The following is a 19,946-nucleotide window of genomic DNA, read 5'->3' as shown; positions in this document are numbered from 1 at the left end:
GGCGGGAACCGGCGCGGTTTTCGCGTTACACAGACTCCGGTTCGGCTTCCAACGCGCTGCGCACCGCCGCGATGGACGCAGCAACATCCCCTGCATCCGTGGTCCAGTTACTCACCGAAATCCTGAGGATTTCACGGCCACGCCAGGAGGACCCGGACATCCACACCGCGCCCTCGGCCATCAGCCGTTGCGTGACACGGTGTGTGCGGTCATCACTGCCGAAGCTCACCGATACCTGCGTGAAGACGACGTCGTTGAGCACCTCGACTCCCGGAATCGCGGCGAGCCCCTCAGCCAACGCGCGGGCGTTTGCAGCGAGCCGCTCCACCATGGAGATCACCCCGTTACGGCCCAGTTGCCTCAGCGCCGCCCACACAGGGATGCCCCGGGCACGGCGGGACATCTCAGGCACTTTCTCGAAAGGATCTCCCGGGCCGGCATCCGTAGCAATGAGGTAACTTGTGTGAACACTGAAAGCACGCCTCAAGGCTTCCGGCCTCGCAACGATGGCCAAGCCGCAGTCGTAAGGAACATTCAGCGTCTTGTGGGCATCCGTGGCCCAGGAATCTGCTTCCTCTACTCCCGCCAGCCGGGCCCGCAGCGTCGGGCTAACGGCGGCCCATAAACCAAAAGCACCATCCACGTGCACCCATGCGCCGCGATCGTGGGCCACCGCAATGGCTTCCTGCATGGGATCAAAGGCGCCGGAATGCAGGTTGCCCGCTTGCAGACAGACCAGTGACAGTCCTGGTTGCTGGTCCATGGCCTCGGCAAGTGCGTCGGGGAGAATCCGTCCTTCCTCGTCGGCATCTACGGGCACGCAGGCACCCAATCCGAGATACCGCAAAGCCAGGTCCACTGCGGCGTGCCGCTCCCTGCCCGCAAAGGTGGTGATGCGTGGGGCGCCTGTCAGCCCCAGCGCCTCAAGGTCCCAACCCGCCTCGTCCATCAGATATTGGCGGCCCGCTGCCAACCCCACGAAGTTGGCGGTGGTGGCGCCGGTGGTGAATCCGACGTCGGCACTCGAAGGAAGGTGGAGAAGGTCCAGCAACCACGCGGCGGCAGATTCCTCGATGGCAGCAGCCGCCGGCGTAGCGAACCGAAGCCCCGTGTTCTGGTCCCACGCCGAAACGAGCCAATCCGCAGCCATGGCAGCGGGAAGGGTTCCGCCCATGACCCACCCAAAGAACCGTCCGGACTGGATCGCCATCAAGCCGGGCTCAGCCAGAGCGGCGAGCTCATCAACTACCTCCGCAGCATCGGTGGCCTCGTCCGGCAGCCGCGACGTCATGCTGTTGGCTACCTGATCGGCATCGGAGGACGGGCGGACAGGACGTGTTGGGACCGACGCAAGCCAGTCACCGGCATGGACCATGGCCCGCTCCAGTGCAGCACCGTACGCCTCCGGCATCGCAGACATGCCCACAGCCTACGCCCGGTTTATCGCTTGGAACAGTCCTAACCCGGCGGTACTAAAGGGTCAGCGTGAGGAGGTGCCCGCCGTCGTCGTCCTTTACCGAAATGACCGTCACGTCCGAGTAGTCCGGGATGCGCCACATGCCATCTTCAAGATGACCGGCGTCGCCTACTACCACGGTCCGCATCCCGGCTGCGCGCGCCGCAGCGATACCGGCTGGCGCATCTTCGAAGACCACGACGTCGGCCGGGTCGACTCCCAGCAGGGTGGCCGCCTTGAGGTAGCCCTCCGGGTGCGGCTTGCCGAGGGTTACGGCCTCCGAGGTAACGGTGGTGGTTGGCATGGAAAGCCCGGCAGCCTTCATGCGGATGCCCGCGAGGATATGGTCGGCTGACGTGACCAGGGCGATCGCTTCATCCGGCAAGGCACTCAACAGCGCTTCGGCGCCCGGCAGTGCAATCACGCCGTCTGTCCGCGTGCGCTCCATGGCGTCCAACTCAGCAGTCAGAGCCACGACGTCGGCACCCGCCGGAGCATAACGGCGCACCGTATCGCCGGAACGGACACCGTGGGAGGTCCGGAGAATCTCCTCGATGTCCAAGCCGTAGCGGCCAGCGAACTCAGACCACACCTGCTCCACGATGGCCGTGGAATCGACGAGTGTGCCGTCCATGTCGAAGAGGACGGCGCGGACGGTCAGCACGGGTGCGGCAGGATGGCTCATGGTTCCATCCTGCCGCACGCTCATGGGGTAGTGCTGAAGTATGACTTAGCCATTCGGCCGCTGCGGAAGGTATTGCACCGCCCACTGGTTGCCGTCAGGGTCAGCGAAGTAAACGAAGTGACCCCAGTCCTGGACGTCGACGTCGCTGACCTCCACGCCGTTGGCCTTGAGGTGTTCGTGGGCCTTGTTGATGTCCGCCACCACCACTTGCAGGTTGGGCGCAGAACCCGGAGGGGCGTCGGTGAGACCTTCACCGATGGCGATGGAACACGCCGAACCCGGAGGTGTCAGTTGCACGAAGCGGATGCCGTCCATGGGACGCTCATCGAAATCGGCGTTGAAACCAACCTTGTTGACGTAGAAGTCCTTCGCGCGATCGACGTCGGAGACAGGGACAAATACCAGTTCAAGTTTCCAGTCCATGCGCCACAGGCTAACGGGGCACGGCGGAAACCGGTAGGGGTCTACCTTTAGCCAGCCACGCCGTAGAGGCGGTCGCCGGCGTCGCCCAGACCGGGCACGATGTACGACTTCTCGTTGAGCTTCTCGTCAATCGAGGCGAGGACAATGTTCACATTGGCGTCCGCGAGTTCCTCTTCCAGCTTGGCCAGACCCTCGGGAGCGGCAAGCAGACAGATGCACGTGACGTCAGAGGCGCCGCGCTTGAAGAGGAACTTGATGGCCTCGCGCAGGGTGCCGCCGGTAGCAAGCATGGGGTCCAGGACAAAGATCTGGCGTCCGGTGAGGTCCTCGGGGAGGCGCTCGGCGTAGGTGATGATGTCCAGGGTTTCTTCGTCGCGGGCCATGCCCAGGAAGCCCACCTCGGCGGTGGGGACCAGCTTGGTCATGCCCTCGAGCATGCCCAGGCCTGCGCGCAGGATGGGGACCACCAGCGGCGTGGGCTTGGTGAAAGCCGTGCCGATGGTCTTGGTGACAGGGGTCTCGATCTCCACTGGCTGCGTCTTGACCTCGCGGGTGGCTTCGTAGGCCAGGAGGGTGACGAGTTCTTCAGTGAGTTGCCGGAAGACCGGTGAAGGGGTGTTCTTATCCCGCAGAACGGTGAGCTTGTGGGCGACCAGCGGGTGGTCCACGACGAGTGTGCGCATCCCCCAAAACTATCATTGAGACATGAGCGCCACCGAGCCGTATCACGCAGACCACATGGCCTGGATGGGCCTTGCCCTGGACGAGGCCCGGTTGGCGCTGAAAACGGACGACGTACCGATCGGCGCCGTGGTGTTGGGGCCCGACGGCGGCGTGCTGGGTTCCGGACGCAACGAACGGGAAGCGCATGGGGACCCGACCGCCCACGCGGAGGTGGTCGCCATCCGTCAAGCGGCTGCTTCGCTGCGCCAGCGCGCGGCGGAGGCGGGCTCGGACGGTGACGGTTGGCGGCTTGAGGACTGCACGCTGGTGGTCACGTTGGAGCCATGTGCCATGTGCGCCGGGGCTATTGTCCTGGCCCGGATTCCGCGCGTCGTGTTTGGCGCGTGGGACGAGAAGGCGGGAGCGGTGGGATCCGTGTTCGATATTCTCCGCGAGCGTCGTCTCAATCATTGGGTGGAGGTCTACGCCGGTGTGCGGGAGGAAGAATGCGCGGCCCTGCTGAAGGAGTTCTTCGCCTCTCATCGCGTGCCCGGCGGGAGTAACTACCCGGCCTGATCCTCTTCTTTGCAGGAGTAGAAATGCCAGTCTCTTTCAACCACACCATCGTCTACGCAACGGATAAGCACGCCTCAGCCGACTTTCTGGCGCGCATCTTCGGCCTTCCGAAGCCGCAACCCATGTGGTCCTTCGTCACGGTGTTGTTGGACAATGGCGTCACGTTGGACTTCCTGGAGGCGTCCGGGGAGATAGCGCCCCAGCACTACGCCTTCCTGGTCAGCGAAGAGGAGTTTGACCAAATCTTCCTCCGGATCACTGCCGAACACATTCCTTATTGGGCCGACCCTTCCCGTGCTCGTGCACAACAGATCAACCACAACGACGGCGGCCGCGGCATCTACTTTTCCGATCCGGACGGGCACTTCCTTGAGGCGATTACCCGCCCGTACGGATCGGGCTGAGCTGGCCGTTTTGCCCGCGCGGCCGACAGGTGAGCTTAGACTGACACATGCTCGAAAAGTCGTGGGGAGCTTTTTGTCTTGCTGCTGTGGTGGTCGCAGGAACTATGACGGCATGCGGACAACAGGCATGCGATTCGATGCTTCGGCGCACTGACGTGAGTATCGATTTTTCCCGGCTTGGCGCGCCGTGGGAAACCTTGGAGTACACCGTCAACTGTCCGGGGCAGGAATCGTGCGTCTACACACCGGGCAGCAACACCAAGCGCTACGCCGCTGTGGCCGACAACCCGCTCTGGATCGTCGGCGGGACCAAGACCTTGGAAGTGACGGTGTACCTCACGGGTTCCTCCACACCACTGGCAAAGTCGACGGCCGACCTGAAGTGGGATCCCCCGTTCGATCCCTCCGCCTGCTCGACTAGTGCTACAGCAAACTTTGTGGTTTAGTCCCCAGCGCGCTGAGGACAGTGGCTGCCGTGGTGTCCCAGCCTTGTAGATGCTGGCGGGCTTGGAGGGCGTTGTTGCGCCAGCGCTGCTGCAGGGCGGGGTCGGTGAGCCAGTTCCTGAGAGTCCTTGTCAGGTTGTGGGGGTCGCTGAGGTCCAGCGCCGCACCCGCTCCGGTGCCGCCCAAGGCTTCGACTGCACCGGTCCCCTGCCGGACAATCACCGGGACGCCATGGGCCAACGATTCCGTGACCACCATGCCGAAGGATTCTGATCGGGAAAGAAGGACGCTGAGGTCAGCTTTGTGCCACTCCTCATCGAAGGCGTTGCCGGTCAGCTCGCCGGTAACGCTGATGCGGTTGTGGAGCCCGTAATGCTCGACGGCGGCCCTCACCTCAGCTGCGTACATCGGGTCTGCGTCCTCCGAGCCTATGAGGGCGACCGTCCACGGCAGATCCGTTATCTGGCTGAGGGCCTCTACCAAGAGTGTTTGGCTCTTGTTGGGCAGCAGTGCGGCCACGGCTACGATGTGCCGTGGCTGCGACCCCTTGGCGGGGTCTGCTTTGTCGGCCCCGGGCGTGGCGATGACTATATCCTGCGTCCCGTGCTTCGTCTCAAGCTCATCAGCGGCGTGGGCACTCGGGCAGATGATCCCCGTCGCGGCAGCCAGCGCCTTGGCCTCAAGGTCATGGTGATCCGCCAACGCCATATGGGACAGGATCCACACACTGGTTCCTTTACCCACGGCGCCTGCGATCTCGTCCGGCGACCCACTCGCTACCAGCCCATCGGCAATCACCGTTGCGCCGCCGTCGAGCGCTTCCGCGAATCGCTGCCGGTCCGCTGGGCTGCCAACCGGCCAGTCGCCGTCGACCACTACCGTCTCGATGTCCGCGCCCAAGGCGGTCAGGTGCTCCGCGAGTTTGGCGTTGTATTTGTTCCCCCCGGAGCCGTGGCGAACGTTCCCCGGGACCAGGAAGCGCACGTGCATCTACTTGGCCGGGAGCTCCAGCGAGTAGCCGGCCCAAGCATCGGGGTTTTCGCGGAGGACGACGTCGATGCCACTGAGCGCCGGGCCGTCTTCTGTGTCCTGGATCCGGGTGGCCATGGCGTCGGCGATGTGCTTGGCCAGTGCCTCGGTGGTGGAGAGCTTTCCCTTGAACGCCGGGTGCTCGTCGAGGTTCTTGTAGTTCAGGTCCGCCAGGATTTCCTCCAGGATGCCGCCCGCGGCGCCAATGTCCAGAACGATCGCGTCGTCGTTGAGGTCCGGACGCCGGAAGCTGACTTCGGCAACGAACGTAGCCCCGTGGAGGCCCTGCGCTGGGCCGAACGCTTCGCGGGGAAGGCTGTGGGCGATCATGAAGTGGCGTCGGACGGTCAGGCTGAACATGTACTAATCCTCCGGGGTGGGATAGGCGACCACGTGGCAGAAACCGCCGGGCCGTTCGAACAATTTAACGAGTGTGGTGGGCAGGTTCTGGAACTGGCATTCGCTGCTCAGGAACGTGTCGAACAGCGGGTCTTTGAGCTGGTTCACCGCTTCCTGCAGGCGCAGGGCGTTGGTTCGCCGGTGCCTTCTTGGAAGGGCAACGGCGCCGACCTGGCTGGAGCGGATGTTCAGCCTGCGCGCGTGGAAGTCCTCGCCGAGTGGGAGGGTGACTTCCTTGTCCGCGAACCAGGAGAGTTCGATGACGTCGGAGTCGTCGCCGGCCAGTTGCAGGCTCAGCTTGAGTCCGTCGTTGGACGCGGAGCAGTGGAAGACGATGTCGTTATCGTTTTTGGCGTCTTCAGGCTCGGCGAATTCGATGCTGAGCTTTTCGGCGAGGTTGCGCTTCTCCGGGTCCGCATCCACCAGCTGCAGGCGACCGAGCGGGTACTTCCGCAGGAGCGTCGTCAAAACGCCGCCCACAAGGCCACCACCGACGACGGCGACACGGTCACCCAGCCTCGGTCCGGCTTCCCAGAGGGCATTGATGGCGACTTCCACGATGCCCGTGAGCACCGCGCGACGGGCAGGGACATCCTCGGGGATGGCCGTGAGCTGGCTTGTGGGAACGATGTAGAAGTCCTGATGGGGATGAAGGCTGAAGACGGTTTTTCCTACCCACTCTTCCGGTCCTTGCTCTACCGTCCCCACACTCAAATAGCCGTACTTCACCGGGCCTGGGAAGTCACCTTCCTGGTGCGGGGCCTGCATCAGGTCAGCAACGCGTTCCGGGACCCGACCTTCGTGGACCACACGCTCCGTGCCTCGGCTGACACCTGAGTACAGGGTCCTGACGAGGGCTTCTCCTTCTTGCCTTGCTGGCAGGTCTTCCGGGCGCAGCTCACCATCGCCCGTCTCAGTGACCCAGTAGGCGTGGGCTTCGTGCTCTTGTTTCCGTTCGTGTTCCTGAGAAATCGTCATGATGCTTACGAATCTATCGGTGCGGAGCTGTGGACGGAAGTTGGCGTGGATTGAAGGGTGCGCCACCTGCTTATTGGGCAGGGTCCAGAGGGGCTCGTTTTGGGGAACCGGGCCAATCTCGGGTAGCCTATTTCAGTTGGTGACGTGTCCGAGCGGCCGAAGGTGCAACACTCGAAATGTTGTTTGGTGTAAAAGCCAACGTGGGTTCAAATCCCACCGTCACCGCCAATGAGAAAGGCCCTGCTTCCCTTTGTTTATAAGGGAGGCGGGGCCTTTTGCTGTGTTCGGGCTAGCCGTCTGCCCACATTCTGCCCACACCCGACTGTGAAACTGCGTGATCTAGAGCGTCTGAAACTGAGTCTAGGTTGAAGGGATATGCCATGAGCAGGGAAGACGAAATTGTGTATTTGCGCCTCAAGATCGGCCAGTACACGTACGAGGTCACCAACCAAGATCGCAACCTTAATGAGTGGATGATCCGCAGAGTCTGGGATGAGGGTTCGGAAGAGATCGGCGTACTTGTAAAGGATGATGGACCGGATCCGAGTTACTTCACGAAGCCGCTTAATCGACCGGTCGATGGAACTATCATGTGGCACACCATGGAGGATGCAGTCAGGTTTGCTGCGAGGGGCTTCCGGTAGGACGCGCTTGTCCCCTTGAGTTGGCCTGACTTGAGCATGGAACGGATCTGCACCTCACTGGTTGCGAGTTCCTCCGCGACCTGCTCAATCGTCAGGAACCGGCGCTTATTCATTTCATCGGGCATTCATCCATTCTAAAGTCCTGCAGCTGTGGAGTCCTTTGGCCGGCTACATGGGTTATGCTAATCGTTGGATTTATTGTTCGCTTTATGGGGGACGGGCATGAGTTTTAACTTTGGTGACGGCGCGGACGTCGGGATTGTCTTTAATGATGGCGCTGCCGACGCTGTGATCAGTGCTGCTGATTCAGCGGATCAGGTTCTGCGTGGCGAGGGTGGGTTCCTGGACGGGACCATGGATCATGCTGTGGAGGACTTCAAAGGCGGATACGCGCAGCTATTCACCCAGGCTTGTGCCATCAGGGCTGATGACCGCGCCAGGCTTGCCGGGGTTCTCGCAGCGTTGGCGGAGGACGTCCGGCAAGCAAAGCTCAAAGCGCAGGAGGAGAAGTCTCGGCTAAAGAAACTCACCGCCTGGCGGCAACGCGCCGATATCCGTGAACAACACTTTCAGACTTTCCAGAGCGTGGCGAGCGATCCGATGCCCATGGAATGGCCGGTCGCTGCACCGACGATTTCAGCGGTGTTCTCGGCGAGGGACCGGGCCCGGTTCGCCGGCGGAGCGGGGGGCGCAACCAGCTCGGCTGATCCTGGAAAGCTGCGGGAATTTGTAGCCCAGTCCCGCGCCTCCTCGAACATCCTGGACGCGGAGCTGGGGAGAGTCCGGAGCGCGTGGAGCGGATTCACCGCATCGTGTTCCTGGGTGAACATGGGCATTGTCACAGTTGTGTCCGGTTTCGAGCAGCTTCTGATGCAGAACGCCGCTGACGCGGCTTGGCTTGAGCAGATCGCCGCGGCATTCGAAACAGCCGGCAGCGGTTCCATGGTTGACACCATGCTCAACAGCGCCCTCATACAGTACGCGCCAGCCGGGCAAGTCGGTTTGAATGACGTCGGGGCCCTGAACGCCGATCAATTGAAAGCCTGGCTCGCCGCCCCTGCGAACAAGGACCGGCTTCAGGGGCTCCTCAGCCAACCGGGGCTTGACCCCGTGGTGATAGCCAAGTGGTGGGCCGGTCTTGGCCAGACCGTCGCCGGCAGAACAATTAAACCCGGTGCTAGTCAGAAGCTCCTGATCGAAGCCCTCCCCGGGGTTATCGGGAACCTGAACGGAGTCACCGCCACTGCCCGGAATGAAGCCAACCGGATACGTCTCTTTACCGAGCAGGAGCGCATCAACGCCGAACTCGCCAGGACGCCGGAGTCCTTGTTCACCAGCACAGGGCGGTCCATTCAAAACCCGCACTGGATACAGCTGCAAACGCAGCAGAAAGCCCTTGACGGTATCGGTCAAGCCCTCGTCAACGCGGGAGCCTCAGGCGAAGCTGCCCTGCTCGGTTTCGACCTCACCCACGGCCCACCGAAGGCACAGGTCTCTGCGGGCAACCCCGATACGGCCGACAACGTTACCTACGCAGTGTCCGGCATGCTCATCACACCGCAAAGCGGCTTCAACGACTGGGCAACAAACGCCGCGAACCTCCAGAAGCGACAAAGCCGAAACGACCCGGGCAAGTCCTTTGCGGTGGTGGCATGGATCAACTACGAGCCTCCCACTGTTCCGACCGTGAACAGCGGCGATGCCGCCCGGGCCGGTGCCGACCGGTTCGTCGCAGACCTTCAGGGGTTCAACGCCGTCAGAGAGGGTTTGGGCAACAGGACCCCGGAAACCCTGAACGTACTGGCCCATTCCTACGGCACCACCGTGACGTCCAACGCTCTTGCTGCTGCGGATTTGCGCGTCGCCTCCTTCACGATGCTCGGCTCCGCCGGCATAGAAAAAGAGATCCGAAACACCGGAGACCTCCACGTCCCAGCCGGCCAGGTCTACGCCACCCACGCCGCAGGCGATGGACTGGCCCAAATGGGCCGCTTCCTGCGCCAGGATCCGCGCCTGGAATCCTTCGGCGCGAAAGTGTTCTCCTCAGAAGAGGCCACGATCGACGGGACCCAATATCACGGCACCACAGAACACAACACACTGGTACATGAAAATGGCGGCAACGGCTACGGGTATCTAAACAAGGACACCACCGCTCTGTACGAGGCGGCCCTGACAACAACCGGCAACGGAGACCGTATCCTGCCAGGCGCACGACCAGTATCGCCACCGGCCGGATTTGCGGGCCGGTGAACAACTCAGGAAGAGTGAACCGCATGCCCCATGAACCCAAGAACCGTCTAAAGGCGCGCCGCATAATTGTCGCGTTGTTTTGCGCGAGCATTGCACTGAGTGCCTGCACGCCCCCTACCCCGGAGAACACCATGACCGGCTCAAGCAATCCCAGCGACCCCGCAACCGTCAAAGCCCAGGTCGAAGAACTTAAACAGGCCCTCGCGGACCTCCACGCCTTCAAAACGGAAACCCAAAAAGCTATCGGACCCCAGAAGTGGAAGGACGAAGGTCTCCGAAACATGAGCTGCAGCACCAGCGACGGCAAAGACGGCGTGAACTACAGCGTCCTGAGCCAAACTATGGAGCCCCTCGATTTGGAAGCGTCTGTGGAGCTGGTCAAGGCGTTCTGGGAATCCAAGGGTTTCACTACGCAAACCGAACCACGGGATCCAGGGCTCATCGACCTCAACGCTGCCGGGAACGACGGACACCGAATCTCCTTCACCGCAAATGTAAAAGGCTCCAGTCTGGAGATGGACAGCGTCTGCGTTGCCGGGGACCAAACCGCAATCTACAAAGAGCTGTATCCCGAAAATTTCGGCCTCCCTGCCAACCCCAGCACCTCGTCGACCGCAAAGTAGAGCTGTTACAGCACGTTTCTCTCTGATCAGAGCCGATTCCGCGGTGCAGGTTCTCCGTTCCAAAAAGGCCGGTTTTCCGGGTGATGCCGTGAAGTATGCCGGTACGGAGGCGAGAACTTCGTCAAAACAACTGTAGTCTTAGCCCGAGAAATTCGTCTTGGGACTCACTACCGGTAAATATGAGATAAGCCTCGGCGGAAATACTCGGTGTGTTCCCGACCCGGAAAGAAATTCCGCTGGAAGATCGGCTGCACGGAAAGCTGACGGTCTGGCCAGGTGGGCCTCCTGGGTGTAATACCTTCGGAGTTGCCCGTCGCTTCGGGCCGCTATCGATTAGCGCGTGTACGGCTTCCAAGCGTCAAGAACGGTGATGAGCGGCCTGATTTCCCCGTTGGCCTGGGTAATTGCGGCATCGCAGGCTTCGCTTCGTTTGTCTTCGCAGGCGATCGGTGCAGGATTCTTGGCCCAGGACATCCAAGCTGGTAAGCGTCCGGGCGACCAGGCTTTGCAACTCAGCAGGCGGGGTAGGAAGCCTTCGGACCTGAACAGCCGCTTGCTTCGCAGTCAACGCCACCGTGCTCACGGAGTACCCGCAGGTAGTCCGCTTGGCGAAATCAATGGCGGTGTCCCCTATCGACGCCAAGGCGCAGGCAACAATGTTGTCTTCGTACTCACGCCAGGCCTCTTCACGTTCGGTGATGATGCTCGCGAACTGTTCGGCGGACGCCGTGGGAGTCGGCGTAGGCGTAGGGGTCGATGTTGCCGAAGAGGGAGCGCCGGCCTCCGCAGCTCCACCGGGCCCTGCGCAACCAGTAGCTGCGAGCGGAGACATGACGATGCACAGCGCCAGCACCTTGAACAGTTGTTGATGAACGGTGGAACTCATTTGGCCTCCTGGGCCTAGGCGGGAGTTGTGATCATCAAACTTTGTCCGCCCCTCCGCGTACCCTCATGGGCATGGCGAAGTTTGACCCTGAGGGTTTCCAGAAGATGATGGCTGAACTCAACGAGGAGGACCGCGGCGCCGTGGTTGTGCGCAGCCCGTACGAGGACATGGAATCAGACCTGGAGTACCTTTCAACTGGCAAGAACTAGCCCCGCAAGCCTATGTACGCGTAGACATCTTCTGTCGTAGCGTCTAGCGAAGGTGCCGCTCTCAGAACTTCACTCTCCAAGGTGTCCACGTGTGCCTTGGAGGCTGCTATCCATGCACTGTGCGCCTGGAAGTCGTCACCAGTTAAGCCTTCGCTGGCCTCTTGCAGACGAGACAGGAACGCGCGTCTTTCAGTGACCTGCTTCCATACCTCGAAGCGCTTCTCGAATTCAGCAAGCTGCCTCTGCACAAGTATGGAGCGTCCGACTATTCTGCGGAGCTCGGGCATGTGATCGTCAGCCAAGCGAGCCAGCCGCAGGTCTTCTTCCCTACGCCTTAGGGCGAATGTGGATTCAGCTTCTGCTTCACGAAAGAACCGCGGCAGGGAAAGTGGCGCGCCCGTGGAACCACCCCAACTGACTTCAAGCTGACCCGTGGGAACAAAAGTGTTCTGCCTGTCGCGCATCCACGCAGGAGTCTTCGGGTCTGTTCGAACATAGTATTTCTGCCTTTCGGAACCAGTCCCGCGCGTTTCCGAGACGTTAACCGTAATGACCATGTGTGGGGGCCTGATTTGAATGTGAGCACCCTCCGCTAATTTCCCATCCGACGGGCTAGGATCGCCGTGCATGTATGTGCCCCACCCTCGCCGGCGGGCTTCCTGGCGAATCTGCTGAAGGATCAGCGCAGCAGGCTCGGGTATGGGACTCCATTGCCGTAGAAAGTATCCGATGCGAGGTGGTTTCGGCTGAGCCGCGTACTAGTTCAGGCGGATCGAGGGGGTCAGCATCTACTGCCGGTGTTTTAGTGCAGACTTCTAATTGCGGAAGCATTTCGGTGTCCCAAGGAGTAACTTTCCAAAATAAAGAGAAGATTGCGTCGTCTTTCATGAAAGGCAGTGTGTTCGAGTTCGACATCGGTGTGACAGGAAGACGATGTCCAATAGAAATAGACCTTCTGAAGGCAAGGCTCCCAGGCGGAAGTTTCAGAGGCTCTGGCAGGTAGCAGGAGTCCTCATACTCCCTCTCGGGTTTCGTCAATTCATTGCTTGCAGCTATTAAGTACTAGTTCCAGCATGCTTACTGGGCTCATCACTGCGTGAACGGCGCCAGACCGATGCGTTCCGGTGCAATTTGCGGAACAGCCAGATGCACTTAATCCAGCACCATCCAGTAGGTTCCGTCGAGCGATCGCCAGTGTAACCCTGCGAACTGCCGTCGCCCGTCAGCGGGGGTCGAAGCGCCGACCTTCCTCCTTGGACGGCATAAGCGCCAAAATCAAAACAGCCAGTCCGCCGACCATCGGAACAAGCCCAACGAACGCAAGCGGACCCGCAAGATTTGCATCATGCAAACGCCGCCAAAGCAACGACAGCTGAGGCACCACAATGGCCAGCCCCAGAACAACGACGAGAATGAAACCTACCACCATGAGGCTTCCAGTCGGGGCATTCACGATACCAGGAGCGGCCTCATAGAACACTTCTTTACCGGTGGCCGGATCGAAACCCATGGATTGCACATTAGGGTTCTGTTGAGCCCAGGCAGTACTGGCCACGAACCCGACAGTCATCACGAGGTATGGGACCACCATCACCAGGAAAACGAAAAGCTGACTCCACCAGAACTCACTCCGCGAGGCGCGACCAGCGAACTTCGCATACTTGGCAAAGAACCGCTTCACCGACTTACCAAACGACGCTCCATATAGAGGACCAGCCAGCTCACCCGAACCTTTAACCTCCGCAACGCCTCCGCCTGCAGGATCAACAGTCTTCATATCCATCTGTCTTCATGTCCTTCCCAGAAATATCTATAGAAACCAACAAACAACTATCTTCCGAACGCAAACGTTCTGCGCCCGATAATCTCTTCCGTAGAAGATAACTTGAATGAGCAGAACGAATAACCACTGATCAGAAGTGGAAACCTCACAAATTAGACCTTCCCGCGAAACCTCCCTTTTTGGCAGCTCAAGCCATCTGGTGCACTGAACACAAACACAGTCACCAGCTAAAAGCTAACGATGTTCACCGGCAGTCAGCGTCAAGCCAATCAATGGGCCGAGAGGGCATCCCGTCCACAGCGCACCGCCCGTCAAGCCAATCACCGGGATAACATTGGAAAGAACTGCGAAGGCTAAGCTGCCTAGGATGATGGTGGCACCAAACGATAACGTGGCGGCGAAGTTGGATTTCCAATACGTCACACATCCAATGCCAAGGGCAGTAGCAACAAGGACAATAGCGTTAGCAATCCAAACGGATATTCCGTACTCTTCAGTCCTATTGACGCACAGAACCAGCATGAGAATTCCCGGTATAACGCTCCCGGTCCAGTAATACCATTCCGGAGCGACTCGTTTAGTTGGCGCATACACCCTTTGCTTCGAGATCATCTTAGTTCACTTCCACAACTCGTCAACAACGACATTTGTGCTCAAACCCCTCGCTCCTTCAATACTTCAGCACTCATCCTGCTGCGGCGAGGCCGCCACGGGATGAGCCGTCGTTGCTTTCAGGTCCGCGTCGTTCAGGGGCCCGCAACCCGGTCGGGTCAGGAGTGTTGAGGGGATTGTTCCCGGCGTAGCAGTAGAGGCAGACTCAGCAGCGCGCCCCATGCCAAACCCGGAAAGCGACCTCAACGAGATGTCGTCTCCACCCAAGACCGGAAAATTCACGCCACCACAGAACGGAAAGAAATACTAAGTTCCGAAGTAACCGCCTGCAGTAAGGATGGACTGACCCATAACCCACTGGCCAGCAAGACATGCCATGATCATGGCTGTTCCTAGAATGTAGGTCCCGACGCGAGATCCCTTTCGCATCCGGTGCGCATCGGGCTTTCTACCGGACCGCCAAAAGAGGAAGAGCACAAGAAACACAATGAGCATGGCCATCTGCATTGGAATCCCATTGCCAGAGCGATCAAACCTTCCGTCGTAGGGCATTCGCGTATCCCAAGGGACGTGAGTGAAAACAAACACTGCAATACCTACACAAGCAATGCGACAATCACGCAAAGTATGTCTATATATCTACAGGCTTTCCTTCCCAATCGCAGATCTTCATCCGTGAAATCATCCTTTGCCTCCGAATTCCCCTTTGCACCATTCTCATCATCTACCACAGTGGCGCCCCTGTTCCTTGCTTTACAACTTCATTGCCCACAAATTTCACGCTTTCAACGATAGCCCCGGCATGCGCTCCGCCGTAGGCTGCCATGCTGTGAGTCATCCAGCCTGGATTGGGACTCAGTTCCGCGGCCCCTGGGAAGCGTGTAAGCAGCCCCCCGCCCAGTCCGTCATAGACCATCTCCGCGGCTCCGTAGCCCTCACCACGAATCGCATGATCAACGGAGCCGCCAGCGAGTGATCCTCCCGCGCCGACACCGTATTGAACGAATGACGAGAACCGACCTGTCAGCGGTTGGGCTAAATAGCCCGCTTGGGAGCCAATGGCTCCGCTGACGATACCGCCACCTGCAGCTCCGAGGACGCCCTCGGGTTTCCACTCGTTCGGTGATCGCTGTACAAGGTACATGCCTGTGTTGCCTAGTCCCCCCGATATCCCATTCGTCAGTGCCGCCCGGCCCATCTGCTGGGCCGACAACTGCGACAAGTAACTCCCCGCACCGGCACTGACACGGGACACCCCCGCAGTGACCGCAGTCCCAACACGCGAACCCACAGCCGACACAGCAGATCCTGCCCTGGCCGCACCCGACGCAACCACGGAGCCCGCACGGCCCATCGCAGGAAGCAACTGCGTACTCACTGCCGTACCAGCCCGACCGAGCCCTGCCGTCACAACGCTGCTGACCTTCCCAGCCAACGGCCCTGCAACCACGCCAACGGCACCCGTCAAGGCCACCTGCCCCCAATTGACCGAACCGGTGGTTGCTTTCTGGATGATCGTGTCAGCACCCGCACCGATCAAGGCCAAACCAACCGGCCCACCAACACCGGTAGCCATCAACACACCACCAGCAATCACCATCGCACCACCAGCCAAATACTCCCAGTTGTCTCCGAGCCAGTCCCCGGTCGCTGCGAGGGCGCCCCGGGAGGAGCCGTCGTAGGCTTTCAGGTCAGCATCGGTCAGGGGACGCAGGCCGGTGGGGTCGGTGGTGTTGAGGGGGTTGTTTCCGGCGTAGGAGTAGGGGTTGCCGTCCCAGCCCGCGCCAAGGACGGGGGCGAGGGGGTCGGTGGAGAGGAATCCCCGGGTGACCGGGTCGTAAGCGCGCTTGCCGAGCCATTTGAGTCCGACGATGTCGATCCCGGCACCAGCGGTCAGGGCAATACCGGCCGGCTCCGGGTCCGGGCTCTGTGGTCGAATTACGACGGCGACACGAACCGTGCCGCTTTCACCGACGCGCCGGAGCTACTATCACCTAAATACGCCGCGTGCCGGGTCAGCAGTTTGGCGATACCCGTGCCAAATTTGCCGAAGTAGAAGCGGCCCACGCCCAAGTCACCGAGAAGGAGGGCCAATAGGCATGGAGTTAGAAATGACTGTCTGGACCACTGACATGGGAAATTTGCTGACTTCCGGTTGACTGCTAGCCTGCCGGGCCTTGCCAACCGAAGTCGGTTGGCGTCTTGGCGCGCACGTCAGGCGTGACGTTCACTCACAACCACCATCAACGATGACTACCGCGTTCTGTCGCGCTTGTTTATGTAAAATTGCCAGCCTCGCGCAGGATTGTTATGGCCAACATCACCTGAAAGGAAATGAGCACAAAGATTGTTGCTGGTCCGGAAATATAGCGCAGTTTGCGCGCTTTTTCACGAGGGCGATTCTCACTAAACACTCGTTCCGTTGCCCAAAATAGGAAAAGACCAACGACAGGTAGAGCAAGAGCAAAAGGTATTGGTATATGCTTCCCATAATAGATGATCCCGGTATCAATGGGAACATTCACAACGACAAATATCGAAACACCAAGGCAAATAATAAAGCCGACAATACAAATTACGTCTATATAGACGCATGTCTTTTTCGACTTCCAGGCAATTTCACTTACTAATTCCCGCTGCGGAACATCGCTCCTCAATTTGGGATCTACCGGATCATTCACCACGGCCCCTCCCAGCTCATTAAACGTCGATACCAACAAGCCTAAGACTTGCGTCCCCAGCTACTCCGGTCAAAGCACAGCTCACACCTCACAACGCGCCCAGCCCTACCAGGTGCAATCACTAGTGACCGCACAGCGGCAGGCCGCGTCCTGGTTGATGCCGGAAACCAGCACTCCACCGATGACGCCGTAGCTTGGCCAGAAACGTAGGGCCAAGCAGTGAGCTATTTCCCGAAAGCATGTCCTGTCCACCAGGACCATCATCCATTGCAACCTCCGTCCAGCCCCTTGTCCGAGCGCCCACCTATCGTCGTTCACCAGCAGTCAATGTCAGTCCAATCAATAATCCCAGAGGGCACCCCGTCCATAATGCGCCCCCAGTCAACGCAGCCACCGGAATGACATGGGAAAGCCCAGCGAAGGCTAAACTTCCTAAGACGATCGCGGCACCAAACGATAGCGCGGCGGCAATATTTGATTTCCAATATGTTACGCAACCAACAGCTATGGCACAGAGGATAAGAACAATAAAGTTAGCAACCCATACAGATATTCCGAACTCTTCCGTTCTGTTGACGCACAGGATCAGCACAAGAATTCCCGGAACCACAACCCCAGTCCAATAATACCACTCCGGAATGGCCCGGACACTTAGGGTTTTATTACCTGATTCATTCTTCTTCATCTATTTTGGCCACATCTCATCCGTGTAAAAGTTTGCACCGGTTCCTATCCCTCCATTAGCAGCCTCAGTGAACACATTGCCCCAGTTGAAGTACTTTATCGGGGAAGGTGTATTTGGTCCGATAAGATCCCCGTAACCCTGCGGAATTTTGCCACGCAGCGATGCCAGAGTGGAAGACCCTGTACCCGCCATCACAGATGACACTCCGGACTTTAGCGGGTCGAAGGCTTCCCCGTTCACACCACTCTTCACCATTTCGCCTGCGAATCCAGCGCCGATATTGATGCCAAGGGTCGAACCATACTGGAGGCTCTTGGTGGCAGCATGGCCCGCTGCAGGGCCAAGGGCCCCGCTGATAACGTTTGTGGCGGCGCCTCCGGCAACGCTCCCTAACAGTCCTTGGGCCGTCCAAGGACCTCCTTTCTGAACGCGCTCGCGGAGGTAATCTATCGCCCCAACTACACTGCCTGACGCCCCGCTCCCGACCATGTCTTTCATCACACCTGCACCGAATCTCCGCGCGATGACGGCGGCATTTCCTGTCCCACGGGTCAGTGTCGAAGTCGCGTTTGAAGCCATGCTTCGCGCAGCCTGCTGTGCCACCACTTTCCCAACAATATGCGAAGCAGTTTTAGTAATGGCAACCCCGACTCCGCCGCCGATTATGCCGAGGCCGCCGGAGATGGCTGCTTGGCCCCAGTTGACTTGGCCGGTGGTTGCTTTTTGGATGACTACGTCGGCGCCGAAGCTCATCAGTCCCATGCCCGCGACTTGGCCGCCGGGGACGAACATCAGCACGGCCCCGCCGACCACAGCGGCCCCTCCGACGACGTATTCCCAGTTGTCTCCGAGCCAGTCGCCTGCTGCGGCGATGGCGCCGCGGGAGGAGCCGTCGTAGGCTTTCAGGTCAGCGTCGGTGAGCGGCCGCAAGCCAGTGGGGTCAGAAGTGTTGAGTGGGTTGTTCCCGGCGTAGGAGTAGGGGTTCCCGTCCCAGCCCGCGCCCAGGACAGGGGCGAGAGGGTCGGTGGAAAGGAAGCCCCGGGTAGCCGGGTCGTAGGCGCGTTTGCCGAGCCATTCGAGTCCGGCGATGTCGATCCCGCCACCAGCGGTCAGGGCGATACCGGCTGGCAACACACCACCGGCACCCAAACCCGCACCAGCACCGGCACCAGCCAGCCCGGCACCGTTTGTTGTGGGACTGCCCGGGGGTGGGGGTGGTGGGGGTTCCGAGGACGGCCCAGGGGTCGTGTTGGTCGGTGGGGCGGGCGGTACGCCACCCCGGCGCGGTCCACGCCGCGCCTGTGCCGGTGACCCCGCCGGGCAAGGACAACACCTGGGTGGTGTTGGCACCGGCCAGGGTCGGCACGGGCGCGGCGGTGTCCCACCACAACGATGTCCCGTCCACGGTGGCAAGTTCACCGAGCGCGTCGACGTGGAGCCGGTGCCGGGACACCTCGGCCCCGTCCCGGTCCTTCTCGATGGTTCCGGTGAGGTAGCCGATGGGGCCCCAGGCATATTCGGTCCAGGACCCGTCCGCCCCGATCACCCTGACCCGTCGGCCCAACCCGTCATACACGTACTCGGTGACCGCACCGTCAGGTTCCGTCACAGTTAGGAGCTGGCCTGCGGCGTCGTACTCAAACGTTCGGGCCCCGGTGGGGGTGGTTTCGCGGAGAAGCCGCCCACCGGCGTCGTACTCCCACCCCAACACCGACGCCGACGCCGACACGTTGTGGCTGTCGGTGGTGGCGGAGACCAGTTGCCCGGCAGTGGTCCGTGATGACCACCCGGCGACGGGTTGGGTCGCGTTCGATGGCGGCGATCAATGCACCGTCCACCGCGGTGGTCGCTTCCCGGCCCGCAGTGTCGTAGGTCCACGTGGTCGTGCGCCCGTCAGGATGCAGGCTGTTGCTTCTGGTTTCTTTTCTTATCACCCTAGACAGAGAAATCGAGCCGCTGGGCCCCCACGGAGACGTGAGCTAAGCTCCAGCGCTAGCAGCAAGCCAAAGCACTTCCTCAAATTTCAGTTGCTTCGGAAATTTTCTTGCCCAGCGCACAGCCAACAACTCCCCCCGCGGCCGAGGTCAGCGCACCAATCGATAGTCGTGAGCCGACGGAATGCCGCTCCTAAGGTCCTTCATGACAACACGAGAGAACCAGCCAATATCAAACTCATAATCTTTGCCAATTTCGAAAGAAGAAGAAATTTCCTGTTGATTTTCAAAAGTTATACCTTGCGATATGGAAATCGTTCCGCAGTTCGACGTTTCGACTAAAACGCCAGCGCTCGAGGCGGAGCCTCTGGAGCCCCCTGAATTCGTATTCGGCGATGCAGAAACTACCTTGCAACGAATGCTTTCAACTGCAATCGAATCCCAAGTGGGAATAAGCAGAACGAATAAACCAGCTACCAGGATAAGGACTCCCGTAAGCTTCCAGAACCGCTTAGATCTGCGGTTGGGGTTCTGCTGTTCTGAAGCATCGATATTGTTCTTCGACATCCATTTTCCTGT

Annotated in this window: 24 protein-coding genes, 1 tRNA gene and 2 pseudogenes; 9 read left to right on the top strand and 18 right to left on the bottom strand. The window is 60.0% G+C overall.

Features of this window, described 5'->3' with window-relative positions:
• Positions 1-25 precede the first annotated feature (25 nt).
• The 4 genes from ABQM86_RS04695 to upp are packed head-to-tail and all read right to left on the bottom strand — an operon-like array spanning position 26 to position 3,247.
• Positions 26-1,420, bottom strand: coding sequence for an aspartate aminotransferase family protein (locus ABQM86_RS04695; RefSeq protein ID WP_369746037.1), 1,395 nt, complete (start codon positions 1,418-1,420; stop codon positions 26-28).
• Positions 1,421-1,472: 52 nt separating this feature from the next.
• Positions 1,473-2,141, bottom strand: a complete 669-nt coding sequence (locus ABQM86_RS04690; protein ID WP_207596289.1) for an HAD-IA family hydrolase — start codon at positions 2,139-2,141, stop codon at positions 1,473-1,475.
• A 45-nt stretch (positions 2,142-2,186) separates the two neighbouring features.
• Positions 2,187-2,564 carry a glyoxalase superfamily protein gene (locus ABQM86_RS04685; protein ID WP_089593728.1) on the bottom strand — a complete coding sequence of 126 codons (378 nt, stop codon included), beginning with the start codon at positions 2,562-2,564 and terminating at the stop codon, positions 2,187-2,189.
• Positions 2,565-2,611: 47 nt separating this feature from the next.
• Positions 2,612-3,247 (bottom strand): uracil phosphoribosyltransferase, encoded by a 636-nt coding sequence (gene upp, locus ABQM86_RS04680; protein ID WP_089593727.1) that lies wholly within the window; start codon positions 3,245-3,247, stop codon positions 2,612-2,614.
• 22 nt (positions 3,248-3,269) lie between these two features.
• Here upp and ABQM86_RS04675 point away from each other — a divergent pair, with 22 nt between their 5' ends.
• The 3 genes from ABQM86_RS04675 to ABQM86_RS04665 all read left to right on the top strand — a co-directional run bounded on the left by ABQM86_RS04675 (position 3,270) and on the right by ABQM86_RS04665 (position 4,653).
• Positions 3,270-3,803: a nucleoside deaminase gene (locus tag ABQM86_RS04675; protein ID WP_280626734.1), complete on the top strand. Its 534-nt coding sequence runs from the start codon at positions 3,270-3,272 to the stop codon at positions 3,801-3,803.
• Between the two features lie 23 nt (positions 3,804-3,826).
• Positions 3,827-4,207 carry a VOC family protein gene (locus ABQM86_RS04670; RefSeq protein ID WP_207596287.1) on the top strand — a complete coding sequence of 127 codons (381 nt, stop codon included), beginning with the start codon at positions 3,827-3,829 and terminating at the stop codon, positions 4,205-4,207.
• A 155-nt stretch (positions 4,208-4,362) separates the two neighbouring features.
• Positions 4,363-4,653, top strand: a complete 291-nt coding sequence (locus tag ABQM86_RS04665) for a hypothetical protein (RefSeq protein WP_337340416.1) — start codon at positions 4,363-4,365, stop codon at positions 4,651-4,653.
• Here ABQM86_RS04665 and ABQM86_RS04660 read toward each other — a convergent pair.
• The 3 genes from ABQM86_RS04660 to ABQM86_RS04650 are packed head-to-tail and all read right to left on the bottom strand — an operon-like array spanning position 4,631 to position 7,057.
• Positions 4,631-5,641 carry a glycosyltransferase family 4 protein gene (locus ABQM86_RS04660; RefSeq protein ID WP_337340417.1) on the bottom strand — a complete coding sequence of 337 codons (1,011 nt, stop codon included), beginning with the start codon at positions 5,639-5,641 and terminating at the stop codon, positions 4,631-4,633. The two genes, ABQM86_RS04665 and ABQM86_RS04660, sit on opposite strands and share 23 nt — an antisense overlap.
• Positions 5,642-6,040 (bottom strand): 6-carboxytetrahydropterin synthase, encoded by a 399-nt coding sequence (locus tag ABQM86_RS04655; protein WP_337340418.1) that lies wholly within the window; start codon positions 6,038-6,040, stop codon positions 5,642-5,644.
• A gap of 3 nt (positions 6,041-6,043) precedes the next feature.
• Entirely contained in the window at positions 6,044-7,057 is a 1,014-nt protein-coding gene (locus ABQM86_RS04650; RefSeq protein ID WP_280626727.1) for a zinc-binding alcohol dehydrogenase, read from the bottom strand.
• A gap of 138 nt (positions 7,058-7,195) precedes the next feature.
• On the opposite strand from ABQM86_RS04650, the gene ABQM86_RS04645 reads away from it, so the two are divergent.
• The 4 genes from ABQM86_RS04645 (at position 7,196) to ABQM86_RS04630 (ending at position 10,577) form a co-directional block, all read left to right on the top strand.
• A tRNA-Ser gene (locus tag ABQM86_RS04645) sits at positions 7,196-7,285 on the top strand.
• A 152-nt stretch (positions 7,286-7,437) separates the two neighbouring features.
• Positions 7,438-7,701, top strand: coding sequence for a hypothetical protein (locus tag ABQM86_RS04640; protein ID WP_207596284.1), 264 nt, complete (start codon positions 7,438-7,440; stop codon positions 7,699-7,701).
• 222 nt (positions 7,702-7,923) lie between these two features.
• Positions 7,924-9,954 carry an alpha/beta hydrolase gene (locus ABQM86_RS04635; protein ID WP_207596283.1) on the top strand — a complete coding sequence of 677 codons (2,031 nt, stop codon included), beginning with the start codon at positions 7,924-7,926 and terminating at the stop codon, positions 9,952-9,954.
• 23 nt (positions 9,955-9,977) lie between these two features.
• Positions 9,978-10,577: a hypothetical protein gene (locus ABQM86_RS04630; protein WP_207596282.1), complete on the top strand. Its 600-nt coding sequence runs from the start codon at positions 9,978-9,980 to the stop codon at positions 10,575-10,577.
• Positions 10,578-10,935: 358 nt separating this feature from the next.
• Here the strand turns inward: ABQM86_RS04630 and ABQM86_RS04625 are convergent, their stop codons facing one another.
• The gene (locus ABQM86_RS04625; protein ID WP_280626723.1) at positions 10,936-11,463 is read right to left on the bottom strand and encodes a hypothetical protein; all 528 of its coding nucleotides are present in this window, start codon (positions 11,461-11,463) and stop codon (positions 10,936-10,938) included.
• A 71-nt stretch (positions 11,464-11,534) separates the two neighbouring features.
• Between ABQM86_RS04625 and ABQM86_RS04620 the strand changes: the two genes are divergently transcribed.
• Positions 11,535-11,672 carry a hypothetical protein gene (locus ABQM86_RS04620; RefSeq protein ID WP_280626721.1) on the top strand — a complete coding sequence of 46 codons (138 nt, stop codon included), beginning with the start codon at positions 11,535-11,537 and terminating at the stop codon, positions 11,670-11,672.
• A 1,222-nt stretch (positions 11,673-12,894) separates the two neighbouring features.
• On the opposite strand, the gene ABQM86_RS04615 is transcribed toward ABQM86_RS04620, so the two are convergent.
• The 7 genes and pseudogenes from ABQM86_RS04615 to ABQM86_RS04585 all read right to left on the bottom strand — a co-directional run bounded on the left by ABQM86_RS04615 (position 12,895) and on the right by ABQM86_RS04585 (position 18,567).
• Entirely contained in the window at positions 12,895-13,449 is a 555-nt protein-coding gene (locus tag ABQM86_RS04615; protein WP_369746036.1) for a DUF805 domain-containing protein, read from the bottom strand.
• 1,342 nt (positions 13,450-14,791) lie between these two features.
• Positions 14,792-15,643 carry a hypothetical protein gene (locus tag ABQM86_RS04610; protein WP_242703525.1) on the bottom strand — a complete coding sequence of 284 codons (852 nt, stop codon included), beginning with the start codon at positions 15,641-15,643 and terminating at the stop codon, positions 14,792-14,794.
• Between the two features lie 147 nt (positions 15,644-15,790).
• Positions 15,791-15,940: pseudogene (locus ABQM86_RS04605) on the bottom strand (RHS repeat-associated core domain-containing protein); the annotation flags it as partial.
• A gap of 65 nt (positions 15,941-16,005) precedes the next feature.
• Positions 16,006-16,251 carry an NINE protein gene (locus ABQM86_RS04600; protein WP_089593720.1) on the bottom strand — a complete coding sequence of 82 codons (246 nt, stop codon included), beginning with the start codon at positions 16,249-16,251 and terminating at the stop codon, positions 16,006-16,008.
• Between the two features lie 92 nt (positions 16,252-16,343).
• Entirely contained in the window at positions 16,344-16,748 is a 405-nt protein-coding gene (locus ABQM86_RS04595; protein WP_157731599.1) for a hypothetical protein, read from the bottom strand.
• A gap of 304 nt (positions 16,749-17,052) precedes the next feature.
• On the bottom strand, positions 17,053-17,433 hold the full coding sequence (locus ABQM86_RS04590) for a hypothetical protein (protein WP_280626714.1): 381 nt from the start codon (positions 17,431-17,433) through the stop codon (positions 17,053-17,055).
• The gene (locus ABQM86_RS04585; protein ID WP_369746035.1) at positions 17,434-18,567 is read right to left on the bottom strand and encodes an RHS repeat-associated core domain-containing protein; all 1,134 of its coding nucleotides are present in this window, start codon (positions 18,565-18,567) and stop codon (positions 17,434-17,436) included. It lies immediately after the preceding gene.
• Positions 18,568-18,689: 122 nt separating this feature from the next.
• Between ABQM86_RS04585 and ABQM86_RS04580 the strand changes: the two genes are divergently transcribed.
• Entirely contained in the window at positions 18,690-18,929 is a 240-nt protein-coding gene (locus ABQM86_RS04580) for a hypothetical protein (protein ID WP_369746711.1), read from the top strand.
• Between the two features lie 29 nt (positions 18,930-18,958).
• Here ABQM86_RS04580 and ABQM86_RS04575 read toward each other — a convergent pair.
• The 3 genes and pseudogenes from ABQM86_RS04575 to ABQM86_RS04565 form a co-directional block, all read right to left on the bottom strand.
• Positions 18,959-19,144: pseudogene (locus ABQM86_RS04575) on the bottom strand (hypothetical protein); the annotation flags it as partial.
• A complete protein-coding gene (locus tag ABQM86_RS04570; protein ID WP_369746034.1) occupies positions 19,071-19,367 on the bottom strand; it encodes a hypothetical protein in 297 nt (98 codons plus the stop codon). The gene ABQM86_RS04570 and the pseudogene ABQM86_RS04575, both read right to left, overlap by 74 nt.
• A 150-nt stretch (positions 19,368-19,517) precedes the next feature.
• Positions 19,518-19,934: a hypothetical protein gene (locus tag ABQM86_RS04565; protein WP_207596280.1), complete on the bottom strand. Its 417-nt coding sequence runs from the start codon at positions 19,932-19,934 to the stop codon at positions 19,518-19,520.
• Positions 19,935-19,946 lie beyond the last annotated feature (12 nt).

The organism is Paenarthrobacter sp. AMU7, assembly GCF_041200195.1.
Taxonomy (GTDB): domain Bacteria; phylum Actinomycetota; class Actinomycetes; order Actinomycetales; family Micrococcaceae; genus Arthrobacter.
Note: the sequence above shows the minus strand (reverse complement) of the source record. Positions and strands in the feature narration are given on the sequence as shown.